This window comes from Streptomyces sp. NPDC001070 (assembly GCF_053598835.1).
Genome location: NZ_JBSFLB010000014.1, coordinates 1 through 21,333 on the forward strand (window position 1 = coordinate 1; position 21,333 = coordinate 21,333).

General features: G+C 72.8%; 17 protein-coding genes and 2 pseudogenes. 8 read left to right on the top strand and 11 right to left on the bottom strand.

Features of this window, described 5'->3' with window-relative positions:
• Positions 1-95: pseudogene (locus tag ACWDAS_RS18385) on the bottom strand (electron transfer flavoprotein subunit beta); the annotation flags it as partial.
• 31 nt (positions 96-126) lie between these two features.
• Positions 127-1,293, bottom strand: a complete 1,167-nt coding sequence (locus ACWDAS_RS18390; RefSeq protein WP_450391668.1) for an acyl-CoA dehydrogenase family protein — start codon at positions 1,291-1,293, stop codon at positions 127-129.
• A 104-nt stretch (positions 1,294-1,397) separates the two neighbouring features.
• Between ACWDAS_RS18390 and ACWDAS_RS18395 the strand changes: the two genes are divergently transcribed.
• Together ACWDAS_RS18395 and ACWDAS_RS18400 are read left to right on the top strand one after the other, a co-directional pair.
• Complete coding sequence (locus ACWDAS_RS18395; RefSeq protein WP_450391671.1) at positions 1,398-2,102, top strand: TetR family transcriptional regulator; 705 nt, start codon at positions 1,398-1,400, stop codon at positions 2,100-2,102.
• Between the two features lie 49 nt (positions 2,103-2,151).
• The gene (locus tag ACWDAS_RS18400) at positions 2,152-2,505 is read left to right on the top strand and encodes a Zn-ribbon domain-containing OB-fold protein (protein WP_450391673.1); all 354 of its coding nucleotides are present in this window, start codon (positions 2,152-2,154) and stop codon (positions 2,503-2,505) included.
• An 18-nt stretch (positions 2,506-2,523) separates the two neighbouring features.
• Here the strand turns inward: ACWDAS_RS18400 and ACWDAS_RS18405 are convergent, their stop codons facing one another.
• On the bottom strand, positions 2,524-3,012 hold the full coding sequence (locus ACWDAS_RS18405) for a MarR family winged helix-turn-helix transcriptional regulator (protein WP_450392131.1): 489 nt from the start codon (positions 3,010-3,012) through the stop codon (positions 2,524-2,526).
• Positions 3,013-3,099: 87 nt separating this feature from the next.
• Between ACWDAS_RS18405 and ACWDAS_RS18410 the strand changes: the two genes are divergently transcribed.
• Complete coding sequence (locus ACWDAS_RS18410; RefSeq protein ID WP_450391676.1) at positions 3,100-3,972, top strand: haloalkane dehalogenase; 873 nt, start codon at positions 3,100-3,102, stop codon at positions 3,970-3,972.
• Positions 3,973-3,998: 26 nt separating this feature from the next.
• Here ACWDAS_RS18410 and ACWDAS_RS18415 read toward each other — a convergent pair whose 3' ends face one another.
• Both ACWDAS_RS18415 and sulP read right to left on the bottom strand, forming a co-directional pair.
• Positions 3,999-5,990 carry an ABC transporter ATP-binding protein gene (locus tag ACWDAS_RS18415; protein ID WP_450391679.1) on the bottom strand — a complete coding sequence of 664 codons (1,992 nt, stop codon included), beginning with the start codon at positions 5,988-5,990 and terminating at the stop codon, positions 3,999-4,001.
• A gap of 93 nt (positions 5,991-6,083) precedes the next feature.
• A complete protein-coding gene (gene sulP, locus ACWDAS_RS18420; RefSeq protein ID WP_450391682.1) occupies positions 6,084-7,865 on the bottom strand; it encodes a sulfate permease in 1,782 nt (593 codons plus the stop codon).
• A gap of 153 nt (positions 7,866-8,018) precedes the next feature.
• Here sulP and ACWDAS_RS18425 point away from each other — a divergent pair, with 153 nt between their 5' ends.
• From ACWDAS_RS18425 to ACWDAS_RS18435, 3 genes are all read left to right on the top strand, one after another.
• On the top strand, positions 8,019-8,480 hold the full coding sequence (locus ACWDAS_RS18425; RefSeq protein ID WP_450391685.1) for a Crp/Fnr family transcriptional regulator: 462 nt from the start codon (positions 8,019-8,021) through the stop codon (positions 8,478-8,480).
• Between the two features lie 98 nt (positions 8,481-8,578).
• Positions 8,579-9,280: a response regulator gene (locus ACWDAS_RS18430; protein WP_450391687.1), complete on the top strand. Its 702-nt coding sequence runs from the start codon at positions 8,579-8,581 to the stop codon at positions 9,278-9,280.
• Positions 9,281-9,382: 102 nt separating this feature from the next.
• Positions 9,383-10,282, top strand: coding sequence for a hypothetical protein (locus ACWDAS_RS18435; RefSeq protein WP_450391689.1), 900 nt, complete (start codon positions 9,383-9,385; stop codon positions 10,280-10,282).
• Here the strand turns inward: ACWDAS_RS18435 and ACWDAS_RS18440 are convergent, their stop codons facing one another.
• The 5 genes from ACWDAS_RS18440 to ACWDAS_RS18460 form a co-directional block, all read right to left on the bottom strand.
• Positions 10,283-12,010: a GAF domain-containing protein gene (locus tag ACWDAS_RS18440; protein WP_450391691.1), complete on the bottom strand. Its 1,728-nt coding sequence runs from the start codon at positions 12,008-12,010 to the stop codon at positions 10,283-10,285.
• 88 nt (positions 12,011-12,098) lie between these two features.
• Complete coding sequence (locus tag ACWDAS_RS18445) at positions 12,099-13,106, bottom strand: MASE1 domain-containing protein (protein WP_450391694.1); 1,008 nt, start codon at positions 13,104-13,106, stop codon at positions 12,099-12,101.
• Positions 13,103-13,936, bottom strand: a complete 834-nt coding sequence (locus tag ACWDAS_RS18450) for a PP2C family protein-serine/threonine phosphatase (RefSeq protein WP_450391697.1) — start codon at positions 13,934-13,936, stop codon at positions 13,103-13,105. The genes ACWDAS_RS18445 and ACWDAS_RS18450 overlap by 4 nt, the downstream gene beginning before the upstream one ends.
• Positions 13,937-14,010: 74 nt before the next feature.
• Positions 14,011-15,012: a helix-turn-helix transcriptional regulator gene (locus tag ACWDAS_RS18455; protein WP_450391700.1), complete on the bottom strand. Its 1,002-nt coding sequence runs from the start codon at positions 15,010-15,012 to the stop codon at positions 14,011-14,013.
• A gap of 177 nt (positions 15,013-15,189) precedes the next feature.
• Entirely contained in the window at positions 15,190-19,035 is a 3,846-nt protein-coding gene (locus ACWDAS_RS18460; protein ID WP_450391703.1) for a S8 family peptidase, read from the bottom strand.
• Between the two features lie 235 nt (positions 19,036-19,270).
• On the opposite strand from ACWDAS_RS18460, the pseudogene ACWDAS_RS18465 reads away from it, so the two are divergent.
• Positions 19,271-19,438 (top strand): annotated as a pseudogene (locus ACWDAS_RS18465) (aldehyde dehydrogenase family protein); the annotation flags it as partial.
• Between the two features lie 55 nt (positions 19,439-19,493).
• On the opposite strand, the gene ACWDAS_RS18470 reads toward ACWDAS_RS18465, so the two are convergent.
• Positions 19,494-19,994, bottom strand: a complete 501-nt coding sequence (locus ACWDAS_RS18470) for a TIGR00725 family protein (protein WP_450391704.1) — start codon at positions 19,992-19,994, stop codon at positions 19,494-19,496.
• A 63-nt stretch (positions 19,995-20,057) separates the two neighbouring features.
• Between ACWDAS_RS18470 and ACWDAS_RS18475 the strand changes: the two genes are divergently transcribed.
• A complete protein-coding gene (locus tag ACWDAS_RS18475; protein ID WP_450391706.1) occupies positions 20,058-21,260 on the top strand; it encodes a glycoside hydrolase family 3 N-terminal domain-containing protein in 1,203 nt (400 codons plus the stop codon).
• The last annotated feature ends 73 nt before the right edge of the window (positions 21,261-21,333 follow it).

The following is a 21,333-nucleotide window of genomic DNA, read 5'->3' on the forward strand; positions in this document are numbered from 1 at the left end:
ACCGCATCCCGATCCGTGGTCAGATCCCCCGCGAAGTGACGATCACCCGTGGCATCGGGCACATACTTCACTGCGACAACGATCCTCAAGCTCACTTGATGTCCCTCCACACTCTCGGTTTGCTGATTACGGCAGGTTGCGGGCCATGACGATGCGCTGGACCTGGTTGGTGCCCTCGTAGATCTGGGTGATCTTGGCGTCGCGCATCATCCGCTCCACCGGGTAGTCCCGCGTGTACCCGTAACCACCGAGCAACTGCACCGCGTCCGTGGTGATCTCCATCGCCGCGTCCGACGCGTAGCACTTGGCCGCCGCACCGAAGAACGTCAGGCCTTCCTCCCGGCCGGCGGCCTGACTGCGCTCCGACTTCGCCGCCGCCGCGTAGGTCAGCTGCCGCGCCGCCTCCAGCTTCATCGCCATGTCCGCCAGCATGAACTGAATGCCCTGGAACTCGGCGATCGCCTTGCCGAACTGCTTGCGCTCCTTGACGTAGCCCTTGGCGTAGTCCAGCGCGCCCTGCGCGATGCCGATCGCCTGGGCGGCGATCGTCACCCGCGTGTGGTCCAGGGTGCGCATCGCCGTGGCGAAGCCCGTGCCCTCCGCGCCGATCATGCGGTCCGCGGGGATCCGCACGTTGTCGAAGTACACCTCGCGCGTCGGCGACCCCTTGATGCCCAGCTTCTTCTCCGGCGCACCGAAGGACACGCCCTCGTCGCCCTTCTCCACCACGAAGGCCGATATGCCCTTGGAGCGCTTGTCCGGGTCGGTCACGGCCATGACGGTGTAGAACTCCGACACCCCCGCGTTGGTGATCCAGCGCTTGACGCCGTTGAGCACCCACTCGTCGCCGTCGCGCACCGCACGGGTCTTCATCCCCGCCGCGTCCGAGCCGGCCTCCGGCTCCGACAGGCAGTAGGAGAACATCCCCTCACCGCGCGCCAGCGCGCCCAGGTACTTCGCCTGCAGCTCCTGCGAGCCCGACAGCTGCACCGGCAGCGACCCCAGCTTGTTCACCGCCGGGATCAGCGAGGACGAGGCGCACACCCGCGCCACCTCCTCGATCACGATCACCGTGGAGAGCGCGTCCGCACCCGCGCCCCCGAACGCCTCCGGCACGTGCACCGCGTGCAGGTCGTTCGCCTCCAGCGCCTCCCGCGCCTCCTGCGGGAACCGTCCCAGCTCGTCCACCTCCGCGGCGAACGGCGCGATCTTCGCCTCGGCCAGCGAACGCACCGCGTCCCGGAGCATGTCGTGCTCCTCCGACGTCCGGAAGAGGTCGAAATTGTCACTCACGTCCGTTACTCCAGTCCGCGTCAGGCATTCATGGCATCGAGTACCCTCAATTATGCACACTCAGTGCCATCGATCGATCGGCCCCCGGTGTTAGGTTCGCCTCCATGACCACGAAGCCCCCGATGCGGGACGCGCTCGTCGCCGCGGCCTTCCAGCTCTTCCTGGAACGCGGCTACGAGGCGACCACGATCGACGACATCGTCACCCTCGCGGGCGTCGGCCGCCGGTCGTTCTTCCGCTACTTCCCCTCCAAGGAAGACGTGGTCTTCCCCGACCATGAGCGCGCCCTCGCCGACATGACCCGGTTCCTGGAGGCCAGCGCCGACACGGACGACCCGGTGACCCGGGTCTGCGACGCGGCGCGCCTGGTGCTGAACATGTACGCCGAGAACCCCACCTTCTCCGTGCAGCGCTACCGCCTCACCAAGCAGGTGCCCGGGCTGCGGGCGTACGAACTCTCGGTCGTCTGGCGCTACGAGCGCGCGCTCGCCGAGTACCTCGGCGGCCGCTACGCCGACCGCCCCGACGGCAAGCTCCGGGCCGACGTGATCGCGGCCGCCGTGGTCGCCGCGCACAACAACGGCCTGCGCTCCTGGCTCCGTTCCGGCGCGGAGGGCGACGCCGGCGCGGCCGTGGACCACGCTCTGGAGTATGTACGCACCGCCTGGAACGGGGAGGGCGCCGCGCGGCAGGGCTCACCGGAGGCGGAGGACGACGTGGTGATCGTGATCACCAAACGGCGGACGCCCATGTGGCGGGTGGTCCGGGAGATCGAGGCGGGCCTGGCCGAGGAGAGCCCGTCCGCGTAAGGCACTCAGTGCCTTCCCAAAGTGCACTGAGTGCCATATGGTGTGCGCCATGAATGACCGGACTCTCGACGCGCACGACGAATCGGTTGACGGCGGGCTGCTGGTCCAGCGCTGCCGTTGGTGCGGCAACACCGCCTTCCAGCGCCTCCTCTGTCCCACCTGTGCCTCCACGGACCTCGACGAGGTGCGCAGCGACGGCACGGGGGTGATCGTCCGCTCCATGCGGGACATGTCCCTGGTCGATCTCACCGAGGGATTCTCGGTGCGCGGCCGGATTGTCGGCGCGTCACCGATGCAGGTGCGCAGCGGCGCACGCGTCCGGGTGGCACGTACGCCGGAGGCCGACGCGAACGAGCTCGTCTTCGAGCTCTGCGAGCCGCCGGTGACCCAGTACAGCTGGTAGTGCCGCGGCGGCCGGCCCTCAGTCCATCGCCTGACGGGCGTGGTGATGGTCGAGCAGCCGGGCCAGCAGCCCGGTCAGTTGCTCGCGCTCGGGCCCGCTGAGCGGTGCCAGGAGTTCGTCCTGCACCTGCGCGAGCAGCGCGTCGAGCCGGCGCAGGTGCGCGCGGCCCCGCGCGGTCATGGTGATGACGTTGCGGCGGCGGTCGTCGGGGTCGGGCGCCCGCTCCACGAGCCCGCGCCCGGCCAGTTCGTTGATGACCGCGACGAGGTCGCTGCGGTAGATGCCGGTGCGACGGCTCAGCGCGGCCTGGCTCGCCGGTCCGGACTCGCGCAATGTGGCGAGGGCCGCGTAGTGCCACTTGCGGGCGTCCAGGCCGGCCAGCCCCTCGTTCACCAGGCGGTCGGCGGTCAGCGCGGTCAGCGACAGCAGTCTGCTGGGCAGTTCCCGCAGCGGGGCGGGGCCCTCCGCCGGCCCGTCACCCGTGTCCCTCGTGTTCACGACGGCGATCCTACCCCCTTGCGTTAGTGGCCCTAACGACCTAATTTCGTTAGTGCCGCAAACGTTAGTGTCACCAACGATATGGAAGGGCGCGCCATGCCCGTGATCGACGTGCTCGACTCGACCATGTACTACGAGGAGACCGGGAGCCGCGACGGCACCCCCGTCGTCTTCCTGCACGGCAATCCCACCTCCTCCCACCTGTGGCGGCACGTGCTGCCCCGGATCGGCGGGGACGCCCGCTGCCTGGCACCCGACCTGATCGGCATGGGCCGCTCGGGCAAGCCGGACCTGCCCTACCGGTTCGACGACCACGCCCGTTACCTCGACGCCTGGTTCGACGCGCTCGGGCTGGACGGAGAGACCGTGCTGGTGGGCCACGACTGGGGCGGCGCCCTCGCCTTCGACCGGGCCGCCCGCCGTCCCGGGCGGACCCGCGGCCTGGTCTTCCTGGAGACCATCGTCCGGCCGATGACCTGGGACGACTTCCCCGCCGCCGCACGCGACCGCTTCACCGCCTTCCGTACGCCCGGAGTCGGCGAACGCCTCGTCCTGGAGGAGAACGCCTTCATCGAGCAGGGCTTCGGCCCGACCGTGCTCTCCGGGATCAGCCCGGAGGACCACGACGTCTACCGCCGCCCCTACCCCACCCCCGAGAGCCGCCGGCCGCTGCTGGAGTGGCCGCGCGCGATGCCGCTGGAGGGCGAACCGGCGGACGTGGTCGCGCGCATCGAGCGGTACGACGCCTGGCTGGCGGACAGCCCGGACGTGCCCAAGCTGCTGCTGACCTTCGACTCGTCCCCGACGCTGATGATCGGGGACGGGACGGCGGCCTGGTGCGCCGACCGCATCGCGGCCCTGGAGACCGAGCACTGCGGACCCGCCGGCCACCACGCGCCGGAGGACCAGCCCGAGGCCATCGCGGCGGCCGTCACCAAATGGGCGGAACGGCACCGGCTGCTGGCGTAGCGGGGCCCGCGATGCCCTCAGGTCCCTCAGGTGCCCTCGGGATGCTGGTACTGACGCGACTGGATCAGGTACATCTCGCGGAAGGCCCCCGTGCCGGCCCCCGGGCGCATCAGGTCGGTGAAGGCGCCGTGCTCGACGACGCGGCCCCGGTCCAGGACGTAGATCTCGTCGGCGTGCCGGACGCTGTGCAGCCGGTGCGTGATCAGGACGACCGTCTGGCCGTCGGCGGCGAGCTCCCGGATCAGGTCGAAGACCCGCTGCTCGGCCTGGGCGTCCAGGGCGCTGGTCGGCTCGTCGACGATGAGGATCCGGGCGTCGCGGTACTGGGCGCGGCTCAACTGCAGCCGCTGCCACTGTCCGCCGGATATCTCGTGGCCGCCCTTGTAGCCGCGGCCCAGCAGGGTGTCCCAGCCGCGCGGCAGGCCCGCGACGACCTCGTCGGCGCCGGAGTAGCGGGCTGCGGCGTCGAGCCGCTCGTCGGAGAGGAAGGCGTCGGGGCGGCCGATCCCGACGTTGACCCGCGCCGTGAACGGCCAGCGGTACGCGTCCTGCGAGACCAGGGCGATCCGGTCGGTGATCTGGCGGGGGTCGGCGTGGGCGGCGTCCACGTCGTCCCAGCGGATGCGCCCGGAGTCCGGGGCGTACAGCCCGCACAGCAGCTTGGCCAGGGTGGTCTTGCCGCTGCCGTTGCGGCCGACGAGGGCGACGACCCGGCCGATGGGAATGGTGACGTCGACCTCGCAGAGGGCGGGTGCCTTCACGACCCCGGCGCCGGACTCGACGGGGGAGGCCGGATAGCTGAAGCTGACCTTCTCGAAGTGGATCGCCTCGACCTGTTCCGGCAGTCGACGGCCGCCCTGCGGGATGACCCGGCGTTCCGCCTCGGCGCACAGGCGCTCCAGGTCGGCGACGAACAGCGCCTCCTCGTGGAGGTCGCCGAGTTGGACGACGAGCCGGTCCAGGGCGGCGGAGCCGGTGCGGATGGCGATCACGGCCGTGCCCGCCACGGACAGCGCCATCGCGCCGCTCCACATCAGCGCGCCCAGCACGCCGTACGTGGAGGCGGTCGCGAGCCCGGTCCACGCCGAGGCGATCAGTCCGGTGCGCGCGGCGAGCCGCGCGAGCCGGGTCTGCTCCCGCTCGCCGTTCTCCGCCATGGCCCTGAAGTGCCCCAGCAGGAACGGCCCGAGGTTGTGGACGCGCACCTCGGGCGCCGCGTGCACCTCGATCAGCAGACGGCCCAGCAGCTGGCCCGCGCGGGCGTGCTGCACCCAGTTGTGGAAGGAGACGTAGCGGCGGCGGGCGATGGTGAGCGCGCTCCAGGCGCTGGGCAGCGTCATCACGGCGAGCAGCGGGAGCAGCGCGGGGTGCAGCGCGGTCAGCACACCGGCCGCCGCGACCAGCGAGATCAGCGCGTTGACCACCGACGTGCAGTAGTTGATCATTCGCCGGGCGGACGCGGCCCCCCAGGAGGCCGAATCCAGCAGCTTGTGGAACTCGTCGTCCTCCACGGCCGCGAGCTCCACGCGGGCGACCCGTTCCAGGTACATCTCGGTGGCGGCGCGCTCCACGGTCGGCTCCAGCCTTCCGGTACCGGCCGTGGAGGCCGAGCGCAGCAGCGCCCCGGCCAGCGCGGCGAGGGCCACGAACGCCAGCGCCGGGGCGGCGCCCGTGAGCCGCTCGGTGGTGTCGCCGGGCGCGAGCAGCCGCTCGAGCACCCTGTTGACGGCGACGAGCCCCACCGCCTGGACGACCCCTCGGCCGACCTCGGCGCACACCACGACGCGCAGGGCCCGCGGATCGGCCCGGTGGGCCAGGCGCACGGTGGTCGCGATCAGCTGCGGCAGCCGCCGGATCATCGAGCGCAGGCCCAGCTCCAGGAAGGAGCCGTCGTGCTTGTTCCAGCCCATGTCATACCGCAACGGGCCGCCGAACAGCAGCCGTTCGGAATCCGACACCTCCCCGGGCGCCAGGGAGTCCGGGCTCTTCGCGTCGGCGCGCTGTTTCCCCTTGGTCATGTGCGCTCCCCCCTCGGCAGCCGCGCCGGCGAGGTGCTCGGGCGGCCTGCCCACAGACTTCCCCGCCCGGGGCCGTTCCGTGCTTCGCCGCCCTCAGTGCGCCCCGTCCCCGCTCCCGCCGCTTCCGGCGTCGCCGTCCGCTCCGTCACCGCGTTCCGCCCAGGCGCGGTAGGCCTCGACCGCAGTCGGCAGGGTGGGGAAGATGCGTTCCCGGCCCACCGTCCCGGTCAGCCCGTACGCGTCCAGGTCGTCCAGCAGGTCCTGCTTGACGCGGGCGAGCGCGAGGACGATGCCGCGCTCGGCCAGTTCGCGGCGCAGGGCGTCCAGGGCGTCCAGGGCGGTGATGTCGACCTCGACGTTGGCCTCGGTGTTGAGGACGAACCACCGCACCTTGTCGTGCTGCCGGTCGACGGAGGCGAGGGCGCGGCGCCGGAAGTCCTCGGCGTTGGCGAAGAACAGTGGCGAGTCGTAGCGGTAGACGAGCAGTCCGGGGATCGTGCGGGCCTCGGGGTAGTCGTCCACGTCGTGCATGCCGGCGAGGCCCGGCACCAGACCCTCGACGGCGTCGTGCGGGCGGGCCACGCGGACCAGCATCTCCGCGACCGACAGGGCGACGGCGACCATGACGCCGTACAGGATGTCGAGGGCGAGCACGCCCACCAGACACGCGAGGGCCAGCAGCAGTTCGCGGCGGCGGAACGCGGCCAGGCGGCGGAATCCTGCGAGGTCGATCAGCCGGCAGGCGGCGAAGACCACGATGGCGCCGAGGACGGTGGAGGGCATCGCGGACAGCACCGGGTTCAGGAACAGCAGGACGCAGACCACCGCGACCAGCGTGACCAGCGAGTAGAGCTGAGTGCGGCTGCCCGCCGATACGCCGAGCGCGGTGCGGCTCGCGCTGCTGCTGACCGGGAAGCCGTGCAGGGCGCCCGCTCCCAGGTTGGCGGCGCCCAGGGCGAGCAGTTCCTGGTTGTTGTCGAGGCGGTCGGCGTCCGGGCCGGCGAAGGCCCGCGCGGTGAGGACGAAGTCGGTGTACCCCACCAGCAGCACCCCCACGGCGGGCAGCAGCAGACGGGCCAGGTCGCCCGGGGTGGGCAGCTCCGGACTGGGCAGGCCGGCGGGGACCTGGCCGATGACCGCGATGCCGTGCTCCTCCAGCCCGAACACGCCGACGACGACCGTGCCGATCACCACCGCGAGGAGCGGCCCCGGCGCCCGGGGGACGTATCGCTGGACCAGGAAGAGGAAGAGCAGCGCCGCGGCGGCGAAGACCACCGTCCCCACCTGGGCCTGCGGCAGGTTCCGTACGAAGGAGACCAGCTGGGGGAAGAACGCGTCGCCTGTGACCGGCACTCCGGTCAGTTTGGGCAGCTGGTCGATGATCATGATGAACGCCACTCCGGCCAGATAGCCGACGAGTACGGGCCGGGACAGCAGATCGGCGACGAAGCCCGCCCGTACCGCCCACGCCACCACGGCCAGCAGGCCCACCACGACGGCGAGCGCCGCCGCGAGCACGGCGTAGCGGCCGGGGTCGCCCGACGCCAGCGGCGCGACCGCGGTCGCCGTCATCAGCGCGGTCGTGGACTCGGGGCCGACCGACAGCTGCCGGGACGATCCCAGCAGGGCGTACAGCGCGAGCGGGGCGAGGACGGCCCACAGCCCGGCGACCGGGGGCAGCCCCGCCAGCTCCGCATAGGCCATGACCTGCGGTACGAGGTACGCCGCCACCGTGATGCCGGCGAGCAGGTCGCCGCGCAGCCACGTCCTGCGGTAGCCGGTGAGGGTGGCCAGGCCCGGCAGCAGCCCGCGCCACCCCCGCTTCGTGGTGGACCTCTTCGGTGGCCCGGAGGGCGTGGACACGGCTGACGGCATGGGCTCATCCTCCCCGCCGGGGAGGTCCGCGGCGAGCAGATCGGCGCGGTGCCCCCGACGGCCCGCCATGGGGGCCGGTCGGCCCCTCCTCGCGGTCCCGCGTCCTGACGGACCCTGGAGCCAGGGGCGTACCGGACGAGAGGGAGGACGGCGATGACCACCACCACGACGGGCCTGCTCGACGCGCTGCCCCCGGAGACCCGCGGGCGCCTGCTGGAACTCGCGCGCGACGTGTCCTTCCCGGCCCGGGCCCGGATCTTCGAGGAGGGACACAGGGCCGACCGGTTCTGGATCATCCGATCCGGCTCGGTCGCGCTCGACCTGCACGTTCCCGGCCGGCAGCCCGCCGTGGTCGAGACCCTCGGCCCGGGCGACCTGCTCGGCTGCTCCTGGCTCTTCCCGCCCTACTCCTGGCACCTGGGCGCGCGGACGCAGAGCCCGGTGCGGGCGGACGAGTTCGACGCGACGGTGGTACGTGCGCTGTGCGAGGCCGACGCGGTCTTCGGGCGCGCGGTCGCCGGGCGCATCGCGCAGATCGTCTCGCACCGGCTGCAGGGCGCCCGCGCCCGGCTGCTCGACCTCTACGGTCCGCAGGGCAGCGGCACGGCGCACTGACCTGCGGGTGGTCCGTTCGGCCCTGTCGCCGGGGGGCCGCCCGGGCGATGATCGGGGGATCCGGCGGTGCCGGCGACAGCGGAGGGCGAGGGGCCGGGATGAGCGAGGCACGGGAGTTCACCGCGCAGACGCCGATCAGGGTGTTCCTGGTCGACGACCACGAGGTGGTGCGGCGCGGGCTGCACGATCTGCTCGACGCGGAACCGGACATCGAGGTGGCGGGCGAAGCCGGCACGGTCGACCACGCCCTCGCGCGGGCACCGGCCCTGCGGCCGGACGTGGCGATCCTCGACGTGCGCCTGCCGGACGGCGACGGGATCGGTGTCTGCCGCGAACTGCGCTCGCGCATGCCGGGACTGGCCTGCCTGATGCTGACCTCCTTCGACGACGACGACGCCCTGCTCGACGCGATCATGGCCGGCGCCGCCGGCTACGTACTGAAGCAGATCAAGGGCTCCGACCTGGTCTCCGCCGTCCGCACCGTGGCCTCCGGCCAGTCGATGCTCGACCCCGCCACCACCGCCCGCCTGATGAACAGCCTGCGCGAGCACGAGCAGCCGCCCGAACCGCAGGACGAGGCGCTGGCCGGGCTCACCCCGCGCGAGCGGGAGATCCTGGAGCTCATCGGCGAGGGGCTGACCAACCGCCAGATCGGCAAGCGGCTGTTCCTGTCGGAGAAGACGGTCAAGAACCACATCTCCCGGATGCTGGGAAAGCTCGGCGTGGAACGCCGCATCCAGGCCGCCGTGCTCGCCACCCAGCACCAGCCCGGAGGCGCCGCGCCGGGATCCGGCCCCTGACGTCGTGCCCCGGCGGCCCCCCGCGGCGGGGCCGGTCGGCCCTCCCGCCCGGGCGGCGGGGCGTGCAAGGTGAGACCGTACGTCGGCTGGAGGGAGCGCGCCATGAATCCCACCACACTCAACGGGGCGACGCTGGAGAAGCTCATCTCCGCCGCGGTCGCGGCGCCCTCGTTCCGCGGCAGCCGGCCCTGGCGGTACCGCCTGGATCCCGACACCGGCACCTTCCAGGTGCGCGCGGTCCCCGAGCCGGGCGGCGTGCCCGAGTCGGACGCGGCCGCCCGTGCCCTGCACGTCTCGGTCGGCGCGGCGGTGTTCAACCTGCGGGTCGCGCTGGCCCACTTCGGCTGGGAGCCGGTCGTACGCCTGCTGCCCGTCCCCGCCGACCCCGACCTGCTCGCCACCGTACGGCCGTCCGGCCCGCGCCTTGTCGGCAACCGCCCGTTCCGGGACCTGTACGACGCGATCTGGCGCCGGCACAGCTGTCGTACGACGTTCTTCGCGCACTGCCCGACCGGGGCGGTCGTGCTGGAGCTGATCGACGCCGCGCACTCGGAGGGCGCCTCGCTGGCCCTGCCGCGCACCGAGGAGGCGCTGCGCCTGCTGCGGCTCACCGCCGAGGCGGAGCAGCGCGGTCCCGCCGCCGGCACAGGCCGCGCCGTCGGTTCCGGGGGCCGGATCCACGAGGACTCCGGCGCCGTGACGACTCCGTGCGCCGATCCCGAACGGCGGCCCCTGGTAGCCGTCCTGTGCACCCCGCACGACTCGTGTGCGGACTGGCTGCGGGCGGGGCAGGCCATGGAGCACGTCGTACTGCTCGCCACCGCGCACACCGTCCAGGCGTCGCTGCTGCACCAGGCGCTGGAGTGGCCGGATCTGCGGGCGGCGATGCGGACCACGGACTGCGGCCCGGGTCTGGTGCAGATGCTGATCCGGTTCGGCTCCGGGGCGGCCGCCGGCGGCGCTCCGCGGATGCCGGCCCGCCAGGCCGCCGAGCGGGACTGATCAGGCCGGGCGGCCGCCGTCGGTGGGCACCCGCCAGACCAGGCGGGTGCCCCCGTGGTCCGGTGCCTCGGCGGTCAGCGTGCCGCCCAGTCTCTCCGCGCGCTGCGCGAGATTGGCGAGGCCGCTGCGGCGCCCGCCCTCCGGGATGCCGACACCGTCGTCGCTGACGGTGAGAGTCAGCGCCCCCGAGCCGACCACCAGGGAGATCTCCGCGGCGTGGGCCCGGGCGTGGCGGGCCACGTTCGACAGGGCCTCGCCGAGCACCGCCACCACGTGGTCCGCGACCTGGGCGGGCACATCGGTGTCGATCAGCCCCTCCATGCGCAGCGACGGGGTGAAGCCCAGGGCGGGCACCGCCTCCTCCAGCGCACGGACCGTGCGGACCCGCAGCCCCTGGCGGCCGGGGCCGGTCTCGTGGCTGCGCAGCCCGAAGATCGTCGAGCGGATGATCTTGATCGTCTCGTCCAGGTCGTCCACCGCCCGCAGCAGCCGTTCGCTCGCCTGCGGATGGTCCACGAACCGCATCGCGCTCTGCAGTGTCATCCCGGTCGCGAAGAGCCGCTGGATCGCCAGGTCGTGCAGATCGCGGGCGATCCGGTCGTGGTCCTCCAGAAGGACCAGCTGCTCGGCCGCCCGCCGGCGATCGGCCAGTTCCATCGCCAGTGCCGCCGCGCCGGCGAAGCCCATCAGCGGCGCCGTCTCGGTCTCCGTGAAGCCCGGCTCCCCCTCGGCGCGGGCCAGCAGCAGCGCGCCGCGCACCCCCTGCGGGGTCGCCATCGGCACCGCCACCGCCGGGCCGAGTCCGCCGAACCGGGGCGGGCCCGCGACCACGCGCGGGTCGTGTTGGATGTCGCAACTGGTCAACGGCTCGTTCGCGGCCATCGCCGCCCCGGTGAAGGACCCTTCCTGCGGCAGTGTCAGCCCCCGGTGGACGTCGGCGTCGGTGCCGGTGGCGATCGCCACCGTGATCCCGTCGCCGCCCTCGGTCGGCAGCGCCAGCACCCCCAGGTCGGCGCCGAGGATGCGCCGCGCGTGCTCGACGATCAGCTCCAGCACCGAGGTCTCCGCGATGTCCGACAGCAGACCGCTGGTGATCTCGGCGTTCGCCTCCAGCCAGCGCTGCCTCGTCCGGGCCTCCTCGTACAGCCGGGCGTTGTCGATCGCCACGCCCGCCGCCACGGCCAGCGTGGACAGCACCGACTCGTCCTCCCCGTCGAACTCCTCGCCGCCCCGCTTCTCGGTCAGGTACAGGTTGCCGAACACCTCGTCGCGGACCCGGATCGGCACCCCCAGGAACGAGTGCATCGGCGGATGGTTCGCCGGGAAGCCGTACGAGGCCGGGTGCCGCGAGATCTCCTCCAGGCGCAGCGGCGCCGGATGACGGATGAGCTCGCCCAGGATGCCGTGTCCCGAGGGCAGCGGCCCGATCGCCTCGATCTGCTGCTCACTCACCCCCACCGGCAGGAACTGCGCCAGCCGCGCGTCGTCACCGATCACGCCCAGGGCCCCGTACCGGGCGTCCACCAGCAGCACCGCGGCCTCGACGATCCGCTGCAGCACCTGCGGCAGGGCCAGCTCGCGCCCGACCGACAGCACCGCCTCCAGCAGGCTGTGCACCCGGTCCCGCGTCCCCCGCGCCGCGTCGATGCGCGTCTGCAGCTCGTCCAGCAACTCGTCGAGCTGCAGCCGTGGCAGGCCCTCGGCATCCTTGCCGACGTCAGTCCCCACCGGCACCTCCGTCCGCTGTGGCGGCCCCCGTGGAGCCTCTCTTCAAAGTAGCGCCACCCCGGTACGCGGCACGCGCGGAACCGCGCCGCTACTCGGAGCGGCCACGCTCCCGCGGCGGAACCGCCGCCCAGTACTCGATCTTCTCGTCGGGCGCGAGCCGGGACAGGGCCTCGCCGAGCCTGCGGCAGACCTGCTCGATCTCCCGGCGGGTGTGCTCCCGTTCGGTGACGATCGCCGCCAGCAGCAGGGCGGTCAGCGCGGCGGACCCGTTGAATGCCTGGAGGGTGACCATCTTGGCGAACAGGTCGTGCCCGGCGAACGGGCCGGAGCCGGACGCGGCGGCGCCGATCGCGATGAGCGAGGTGATCAGGGCGCAGGGCGCGGCGCCGGCCAGCTGGAAGCGGAAGGCCGCCCAGATCAGCAGCGGGAAGACGAGGAAGAGCAGCCCGTGGGTGCTGCGGGTGGCCACCTCCGTGACGAACACGGTGCCGGCCAGCAGGGCCAGCGCCTCCACCCAGCGGTACGCCCGGACCCCGCGCGGCAGCCGGCCGGTGCGCAGGACCAGCAGCAGCGGCGCGATCACCAGCACCCCCATCGCGTCGCCCGTCCACCACACCGACCAGGTGGGCCAGAAGTTGCTCGCGGGCACGGCGCCGGATGCCACCAGCACGCCGCTGCCGATCGTCGCGCTGATCAGCATGCCGCCGAGTGCCCCGAGGAAGACCAGGGCGAGCGCGTCCTGCAGCCGGTCGAGTTCGATGCGGAACCCCACTTTCCGCAGCAGCAGGCAGGCGCAGACGGGCGCGATGGTGTTGCCGGCGGCGATCCCCAGCACCGGGAGGATCGACGGCCCGATCGCCACGTTGACCAGGAAGGCGCCGATGGCGATCCCCGGCCACAGCCGGATGCCCCCGAGCAGCAGGCCCACCAGGGCGATGCCGGTCGGCGGCCACATCGGGGTGACCTGTCCGCGGACCAGCTGCTGTTCCAGGCCGATGCGGGCCGCACCGTAGTAGGCGGCGACCAGGACAAGGATCCACAGGACCGTGGCGCCGTGGCGCCGGGGCCCTTCGCGGTGCTCGCCGGCCGTGGTCATGGGGCCGCCTCCTCCGGACCGCCGTGCCGCAGGACCAGGACAGCGGCGTCGTCGCTGTGGCCGGTCAAGTCGGCCACGGCGATCACCCGGGCGGCCAGCTCGTCGGGATCCGCGGCGCAGTCGCCGCCGACCAGCTCCGCGACACGTTGCAGCCCCTCGTCGATCGGGTGCCCGGGACCCTCCACCACGCCGTCGGTGACCAGCACGAACGCGCCGGTACCGGTGAGGACGCGCCGGGTCGACGGGTACTTCTCGCCGTCGAGGATGCCCAGCGGCAGCCCTCCGTCGTCGAGGACGACCTCGCAGCGGCCGTCGGTCGTGGCCCACACCGCCGGGACGTGCCCGGCCCGTGCGTCGGTCAGTTCGCCGGTCGCGGGGTCGAAGCGGAGGAAGGAGCACGTCACGAAGAGCCCGGACCCCATGGAGATCAGCAGGTCGTTGGTGCGCGCGAGCACCTCGGCCGGTTCCGTGGTGGCGACGGCGACGGCGCGCAGGCAGGTCCGCACCTGGCCCATGTAGGCGGCGGCCTCGACGTCATGCCCCTGGACGTCGCCGATCGCGCAGCCGACGGAGCCGTCCGGCATGGGGAACACGTCGTACCAGTCGCCGCCGATGTCGAGTCCGTCGCGTGCGGGGGCGTACCGCCCGGCCACCCGCAGGCCGGGGACGGTCGGGAGCGCGGCGCCGAGGGTGTGCCGCTGAAGTGCTGCGGCCAGCTCCACCCGGGCCTGCTGCATCTTGATCCGCTCGAGGATCCGGCCGGTGAGCTGTCCGAGAGTGTGCAACAGCTCCTCGGCGCTGCTGGAGGGAGCGGTGTGACGTCGGGACATGGCACCAACGCTCCGGGGCCTTGGGCACTCGCGCCACCTCTCACCTTACCGCCGCGGGTCCCTCCGCACCCTGCTCAGAGCCAGCCCCGGCGGGCCGCCTGCCAGGCCAGCTGCATGCGGGTCGCGGCGCCGGCGAGGGTCATCATGTGCTGGATGTGGCGCTGGACGGTGCGCCGGCTCAGGCCCATCTGGCTGGCGATGGCCTTGTCCGCGACGCCGGCGACGAGCAGCGAGAGCAGTCTGCGGTCGGTCTCGCTCAGGGGGTCGGTCTCGTCGGCGCCGTCGGCGCCGCTCATCGCGCCGGACGCGCTGACGTGCAGCGGCACCGCGTCCTCCCAGTAGCGCTCGAAGAGCGCGGTCAGCGCCCCGAGGAGGCTGCTGTCGCGCAGCAGGGCGGCGGTCGGCTCGTTCGGGCTGCCGTGGGGGCCGCCAGGCACCAGTGGGCAGATGGCGATGGTGCGGTCGGCGACGGCGAGACGCAGCGGGAGGTGGGGCACGGAGCGGGCGATCTCGCCGGCCTGGACGCCCTCAACAACGTTGTCAATGGCTCCGTCGTCGTCGAAGAACGCCCGCTCGTACACGACGCGGTAGCGCACGCCGCGGGCCAGTGCCTCGTACTCGGCCCGATTGCTGCCCGAGGGCATGGCGACGTACTCCGCCTTGCAGAACCAGAGCACCTCGTGGCGCGCGTTGTCCTGCATCTGCCGCAGGTGCTGGCGCAGCGCCTCGGCGCCGGTGATGACCTCTATAAGCTGGCCGGCGTCCTGGCGCCGCACGGTGCTGCGGTAGCTCTCCAGCAGGTCGGTCACCGCGGTGCGGGCCTTGTCGAGGGCGTCGGCGTGACGCTGCAGGCGCGGCAGCAGGGCCACGTCGGGCGGGCTGGCGGCGTAGTGCCGGGGCTGCCGGTCGGTGCGGCTGGCGAGCCCCTTGGTGGCGAGGGACGCGAGGACGCCCTCCGTCTGCCCGGGCGGGAGGCCCGTCTGTGCCGCGATCTCCTCGGCCGAGGCCGTCACGGTGCTGACAAGAAGCCGGTAGACGGTCTCCTCGACCGTGGTGAGGCCAGCCGCCTCGAGCATGCCGCGTTCCTCCGGGTCCGTGACGGGTCCAGGGAGGCATGCACAGGTTGCGTACAAGCCGCCCATATCGTTAAAGATTGGACTATACCCGGGAAAGGTTTCGTGCATATGGCGCGGCGGGTGCCGGGGCCCACACTCCCCTGCACCCGCCGCTGTGTCAACGGTGACGCCCCACCGTCACCGTCCTTCGGCGGCCCGTGCGCCGCTGTGCAGATAGGCACGGTCCACCGTCTGCCGGACGCTGTTGCCCGCCGCATCGGTCGCGGTCACGCGCAGCGTCACGTAGGCGTCGCCGCGCACCCGCGACGGACGCTCCACGGTGGCGGTGAAGCCGCCGCCCTTGCGGGCCGTGGCGGCCCGGGTCCAGGTCCGTCCGTCGTCGTAGGACGTCTCGACCCGCAGGGTCACACCGCGCGGCGCCGTCATGCCGTCCTGCATCCGCACGTTCAGGCCGAGGCTGTACCGGCGGGCGGAGCCCACCGCGTTGCGGGCGTCGACCGGCACGGTGTAGTCGACCTGGAGCAGGGGCAGCGCCGTCGGCTCGGCCGCCGTGCCCGAGCGGAACGTCCAGGAGGTCCGGGTGCCGGTGCCGAAGGCCCAGTCGGGGGAGGTGCGGGCGGTCGTCAGGTCCAGCCGGTACTCGGCCTCGCCCGCGGGCACCTCGAAGTTGCCCCACGCGCCCTGGTCGGACTCGGCGATCCGCGTCCCGTCGCGGTACAGCTCGGCCGTGGCCGTGTCGCTCACCATCGGCGCACGGACACCGCCGCCGACACCGCCGCCGAAGGGGTCGACCTCGGCGAACGACCAGTGGTCGGCGCCGGAGTCGTTGAACTCCGGCACGTACACCGCCAGGGTGTCGCCGTTGCGCACCGACGGCAGGTTCCCACCGCGCGGGATCGACGGGCGGACCACCGCTCCGAACCACCGCTCCGTGGCGTGCTGACCGGCCCGGTAGGTGTGCGGGGCGTCGTGCATGCCAGCCAGCAGCGGGAAGTCGGGGTCGCTGACGACGTTGTGGTGCACGACGTGGTTCCACAGCGTGTCACCGCTGCTCACGTACTCGACGCGCTCCTTGCCCACCGGAACGTAACGGTTGTACTGGTTCCAGGCGGTGTCCTCGAACGGCCGCCATCCGAAGCGCTGCTCGCTCGTCCACTCCGAGGCGCCGGTGCGGGTGTAGGTGCTGCGCACCTCGGCGGTGTTCCGCTCCGAGACGGTGTGGACCAGCTGCTTGGGGATGGAGCCCTTCGAGACCTGCATCACGTCGTACAGGTACGGGCTGCGCACCGTCCCGGAGAACTCCACCGAGGTGGTGCCCTTCTCGACGCGCGCCAGGAGTGCCGACCCGTTCTTCCAGGAGGTCCGCATGATGGGCAGGGCCCACCGGTCACCGTCCGGCTGCCACCGGGTCCAGTCGTACAGCTCCTCGGGCTGCACCGTCATCAGCGCCTTGGCACCCGCGGCCGCCGCGGCCTGCGCGAGCGCCCGGTCGTCGACGGGGTATTCGAGCCGTACGATTGCCAGCTTGCCGCGCACCCCGCTGAAGTTGGGCGCGGTCGAGGTCCCGGCGTCCACGGCGGTCAGCCGCGCGCCGCGGTCGCTGAAGACCTGGGACATCGGGTAGTAGTACGGGGTGAAGCCCAGCGAACCGCCGGAGACCTTCGCCCGCAGTTGCGGGGCCGTCAGCTGCCAGCGCGAGGAGTACTCGAAGGCGCCGTCGGTGACCGGGGCGACGGGGCTGACGTAGAGCCGCTTGACCTCGTCGAAGTACATGGCGCCCTGCAGCAGTCCGTGGCCGTCGATCTGACGGTAGAGCATCGTGCTGAGGATGCCGTGCTGCTCGGCGGGACGAGGAGTGCGGATCTTCACCTCGGTGACCTTGGAGGCGTCCAGCGTCACCGTCATGTCCTTGGTGACGTGCACGTCGGGAGCGACGACGTCGCCCGCCTCGTGACCGCCCTCGACCCGGTCGTAGAAACCGCCGCTGATGTTGTACGTGCCCTCTTCGACGACCGCGACCGCCGCGTCCCGGTCCGTGTACTGCACGAACCCGTCGGGGCCCCAGATGTTGGGCAGCCAGCCCGGCATGAGCTTGCCGCTGCGGTCGCGGTAGAGCACGGTCAGCCGGTGCTGCGGGGCGTGCACCACGAGGGAGACGGTGGTGTGGGCGACCACGGTGCCGTCGGCGGACTTGGCGGTGATGTAGCCGTAGTAGTCGCCGCGCGCCGCGTGGGCGGCGTCGGTGCTCAGCGGCACCTCGGCGGTGGCGCCGGGAGCCACCGTCACGGTGTCGGAGCCGAGGGTGACCACACCGTCCGTGAGGGCGCGTCCGCTGCTGGTGGCCAGAGCGGCGGCGAGGGAGAGCTTGACCTCGCGGTCACCAGTGTTGGTGTAGCGGACGGTGGCCGTCTGGCCGCCGCTGCCGCCGGCCTGGAGGGGTGCGAGGGTGACGCTGCCGGTGGCCGTGACCGGGCCGATGGCCGCGGCCAGGTCGATGCGGCCGCCGCCCTGCTCGGTCACCTGGGTGCCGGACACCGTGTGCGAGGTGCTGATCAGGGCGTCCTTCAACTGCTGGGCGCTCCAGTCGGGGTGCTCCTGGGCCAGCAGCGCGGCGGCACCGGCGACATGCGGGGTCGCCATCGAAGTGCCGGACGCCGAGGTGTAGTTGGCGTCGATCGGGTCACCCATGGTGGTGCCGGACGCGCGGGCGGCGACGATGCCGACGCCGGGGGCCGTCACGTCGGGCTTGACCGCCTTGTCGCCCCAGCGCGGGCCACGGCTGGAGAAGGAGGCGATGGAGTCGTCCCGGTCGACGGCTCCGACCGTCAGGGCGGCGTCGGCCGCACCGGGGGAACCGACGGTGCTCGGCCCCGGGCCCGCGTTGCCCGCGGCCACGACGAAGAGCGTGCCGGTCGACGCGGTCAGGGCGTTGAGGGCCTGGCTCATCGTGTCCGTGCCGTCGGTCTCCCCGTCCGAGCCGAGGCTCATGTTGACGACCTTGGCGTGCTCCTCGTTCGCCGCCCACTCCATGCCCGCGATGACCTGCGACTCCGAGCCGTAACCCTGGTCACCCAGCACCTTGCCGACCAGCAGATCGGCCTTGTCCGCCACACCGCGGCGGGTGCCGGACGACGCGGCGCCGGTGCCTCCGACGATCGAGGCGACATGCGTGCCGTGGCCGAAGTGGTCCACCGTGTTGCCGCTGTCGGAGAAGTCCTTGGCCTCCGCGATGCGCCCGGCCAGGTCGGGGTGGTTCGCGTCGACACCGGTGTCGAGGATCGCCACCTTGACGCCCTGGCCCTCGTAGCCGGCCTTCCAGGCGGTGGGGGCGTTGATCTGACCGGTGCTGCGGTCCAGCACGGCCTTGACCCTGCCGTCCAGCGAGACCCGCGGAGTGACCGCGGCCCGGGCCGCGTCCGACGTTCCGCCGGGGTTCAGCGTCTTCCAGAACGCGCCGAGGTCGTCGCCGGCGACCCGCAGCGACCGCGCGTGGATGCTCTCCAGGCTGCGGGAGGGCGTCGCGGCCGCACGGAACGCCACCAGCCGGTCGGCGGTGGCCGCGGCGGTCTTCGCCGCCTGCGCGGTGACCCTGGCACCGTCCCGTGCCGGCTCCGGCTGCGAGGAGACGATCAGCGGCAGCGCGGGGGCGTGTGCCTCGTCGTAGCCGGCGGCGATCAGGGCCGTGACGTTGAACAGCCGGGCGTCCAGGGTGCCGGCGGACACCAGCCCCTCGGCGTCGAACGGCATCACGGTCAGCGCCTTGTCGTCACCCTCCAGCGTGCGGAAGGGGATGTGCTCGCGCCCAGGTCCGGGCTGAACCGACGCGGTACGCCGTCCACCGGGCAGCGACGTCACCGTCACCCGGTCACCGGTCACCAGTCGGACGGTGGCGGACGTCGTGCCCTCGCGGCCGGCGGATCGCGCCGTTCCGTCCGTGGACGTCTGGGCGGAGGCGGTGAATGTGCCCCCGACTGTCACCACCAGCACTGTCGATATCGCCGCCGATAGGCGGAACCATGCCATCAGCCAAACACCTTTCGTACAGCTCCGGGTCACGTGCTGTCCGACAGAATCGGCTGATGGCGAAGAGCGTGTCACCGGGTATCAGCTGTCACAGCTGTGACATGTCCCAACGGCGACAGGGGCGGACCGGACGCGGGCGAGGGCCGCGCCAGGGCGCGGCGATCCCCCGGGACGGCATGAATCGACGCGCCAGAACGGTCATGGAAGGACGAAGCGGCGGTCGCACGGCGGCTGGATGTGGACGGCGGACCGCGGACACGGACTGGAGGTCGCCCGGCGGGTCCGCACCGGCACCTTCCACGTCAACGGCGCCGCCTCCGGCATGGCCGCCCCGTTCGGCGGCTGCAAGGCGAGCGGTCCCGGTCGCGACTTCGGCGCGGTGGGCCTGTCCCACTGCACCGGGCTGAAGACCGTCGCGGTCCGACCCGCGGCCGCGTCCCCCGGGCGGCCCCCGGCGGTCAGGCGCCCGGGGCTGCGTCCCGGGGCGTGCCGGCCAGGGCGGCCTCCACCGCCTCGACCGCCTCTTCGGCGGAGGCCGCCCGCAGGAACGTCTCCCCGGCCGGGGGGCCCTGTACGGCCCAGCCGTCGACCACGACCACGGGCTTGCCGGTCCGCAGCGCGAGCGCCACCTCGCTCAGCGTGCCCCAACTGCCGCCGACCGCGACGACCGCGTCGGCGGCGCTGACGACCAGGCCGTTGCGGAGTTCGCCGAGGCCCGTGGCGATCGCCACCGAGAGCGACGGGTCACCCGCCCGGCGGTCACGGCCCGGAAGGAGTCCGACGGTCATCCCGCCCTGGGCGCGGGCGCCCTCGGCCACGGCGCCCATGACCCCGCCGAGCCCGCCGCAGACGACGACGGCGCCGCGACGGGCCAGCAGTCCGCCGAGTCTGCGGGCGATCTCGCGCTCCCGCTCACCGGCCTCGGCAGGCCCCACCACGGCGACATAACGGCTCGCCACAACCCCTCCCCCGGCGTCCGGCTCCGATTGACACGCAGGACGTTCAGGATATTCGCTGCAAGTGTGACCCTGTACGCCCTCACCTCCCGACGCGTGTCCCTCGCCCTGCTGGCGACGACGCTGGCCCTGGCCGCCTGCCAGGGGGCGCCGTCCACCCCGGAGTCCATGGTCGCCACGGGGCGCGCGGCGGCCACCGCCTCCCCGAAGGCGTCCTGCGCGGACCGGGTCCTGGCGGCGATGAACGACACGCAGCGCGTCGGTCAGCTCTTCATGGGCGCGGCCCAGCTGCCCTCGCCGCCGAAGGCGGACCAGGACGCGTTGCGGTCGTACGCCGTCGGGTCGGTGTTCCTCGCGGGCCGCAGCACGGCCGGGGTGACGAAGACCCGGACCCTGGTGGACGGGCTGCAGAAGTCGCTCGGGCAGACGGTGGCGGGACAGCGGGTCGGCCTGCTGGTCTCCACGGACCAGGAGGGCGGCCAGGTGCAGGTCCTCAAGGGCCCCGGCTTCTCCACCATCCCCAACGGGAAGACCCAGGGCACCTGGTCCACCGCCACGCTGCGCTCGCGCGCGGAGGGCTGGGCGAAGGAGCTGAAGAAGGCGGGCGTCAACGTCAACCTGGCACCGGTCGCCGACATCGTCCCCGCCTCGATCGGCACCGCGAACGCCCCCATCGGCCGCTACGGCCGCCAGTTCGGCTCGACGTCGAGCGTGGTGTCCCCGCACGTCACGGCGTACGTCCAGGGCTCGAAGGCAGCCGGGGTGCTGACCACGCCCAAGCACTTCCCGGGCCTGGGCAGCGTCAAGGGCAACACCGACACGACCGCCTCGGTGACGGACACGACGCTGACCCGCACGGGCAGCAACATCGCCCCCTTCCGCGCGGGCATCTCCGCGGGCGCGGGGCTGGTGATGGTCTCCCTGGCGACGTACAAGCGCATCGACCCCAAGCACAAGGCCGTGTTCTCCTCGCTGATCGTCGATCAGACGCTCCGCCACGACCTGGGCTTCAAGGGCGTCATCATCTCCGACGACCTCGGCAAGGCGGCCTCCGCCCAGTCCGTGGCCCTCGGCCAGCGCGCTCTCTCCTTCCTCCGCGCCGGCGGCGACCTCACCCTCACCGTCGCCCCCAAGGGCATCCCCACGATGGCCGAGGGCATCCGCTACGCCATGCGCCACGAACCGAAGGTGCGGACCCTGGTCGCGAACAGCGTCCGCCGCGTGCTGGCCGCCAAACAGGCGGCGGGCGTGCTGCGCTGCACCTCCTGACGGCCGCGGCGCGTGAACCGGGACCGGCCGGCTGCGGGTCGGGGGCGGACGGCGGACGGCGGTTCCCTCGGGA

What these genes read in the sequence shown, in the direction of transcription:
- ACWDAS_RS18395 (WP_450391671.1), top strand. Translation starts at nt 1,398, where the DNA reads ATGACCACGAAGCCCCCGATGCGGGACGCGCTCGTCGCCGCGGCCTTC.
- ACWDAS_RS18430 (WP_450391687.1), top strand. Translation starts at nt 8,579, where the DNA reads ATGAGCGAGGCACGGGAGTTCACCGCGCAGACGCCGATCAGGGTGTTC.
- ACWDAS_RS18435 (WP_450391689.1), top strand. Translation starts at nt 9,383, where the DNA reads ATGAATCCCACCACACTCAACGGGGCGACGCTGGAGAAGCTCATCTCC.
- ACWDAS_RS18445 (WP_450391694.1), bottom strand. Translation starts at nt 13,106, where the DNA reads ATGACCACGGCCGGCGAGCACCGCGAAGGGCCCCGGCGCCACGGCGCC.
- ACWDAS_RS18455 (WP_450391700.1), bottom strand. Translation starts at nt 15,012, where the DNA reads ATGCTCGAGGCGGCTGGCCTCACCACGGTCGAGGAGACCGTCTACCGG.
- sulP (WP_450391682.1), bottom strand. Translation starts at nt 7,865, where the DNA reads ATGCCGTCAGCCGTGTCCACGCCCTCCGGGCCACCGAAGAGGTCCACC.
- ACWDAS_RS18410 (WP_450391676.1), top strand. Translation starts at nt 3,100, where the DNA reads ATGCCCGTGATCGACGTGCTCGACTCGACCATGTACTACGAGGAGACC.
- ACWDAS_RS18425 (WP_450391685.1), top strand. Translation starts at nt 8,019, where the DNA reads ATGACCACCACCACGACGGGCCTGCTCGACGCGCTGCCCCCGGAGACC.
- ACWDAS_RS18415 (WP_450391679.1), bottom strand. Translation starts at nt 5,990, where the DNA reads ATGACCAAGGGGAAACAGCGCGCCGACGCGAAGAGCCCGGACTCCCTG.
- ACWDAS_RS18460 (WP_450391703.1), bottom strand. Translation starts at nt 19,035, where the DNA reads ATGGCATGGTTCCGCCTATCGGCGGCGATATCGACAGTGCTGGTGGTG.
- ACWDAS_RS18450 (WP_450391697.1), bottom strand. Translation starts at nt 13,936, where the DNA reads ATGTCCCGACGTCACACCGCTCCCTCCAGCAGCGCCGAGGAGCTGTTG.
- ACWDAS_RS18400 (WP_450391673.1), top strand. Translation starts at nt 2,152, where the DNA reads ATGAATGACCGGACTCTCGACGCGCACGACGAATCGGTTGACGGCGGG.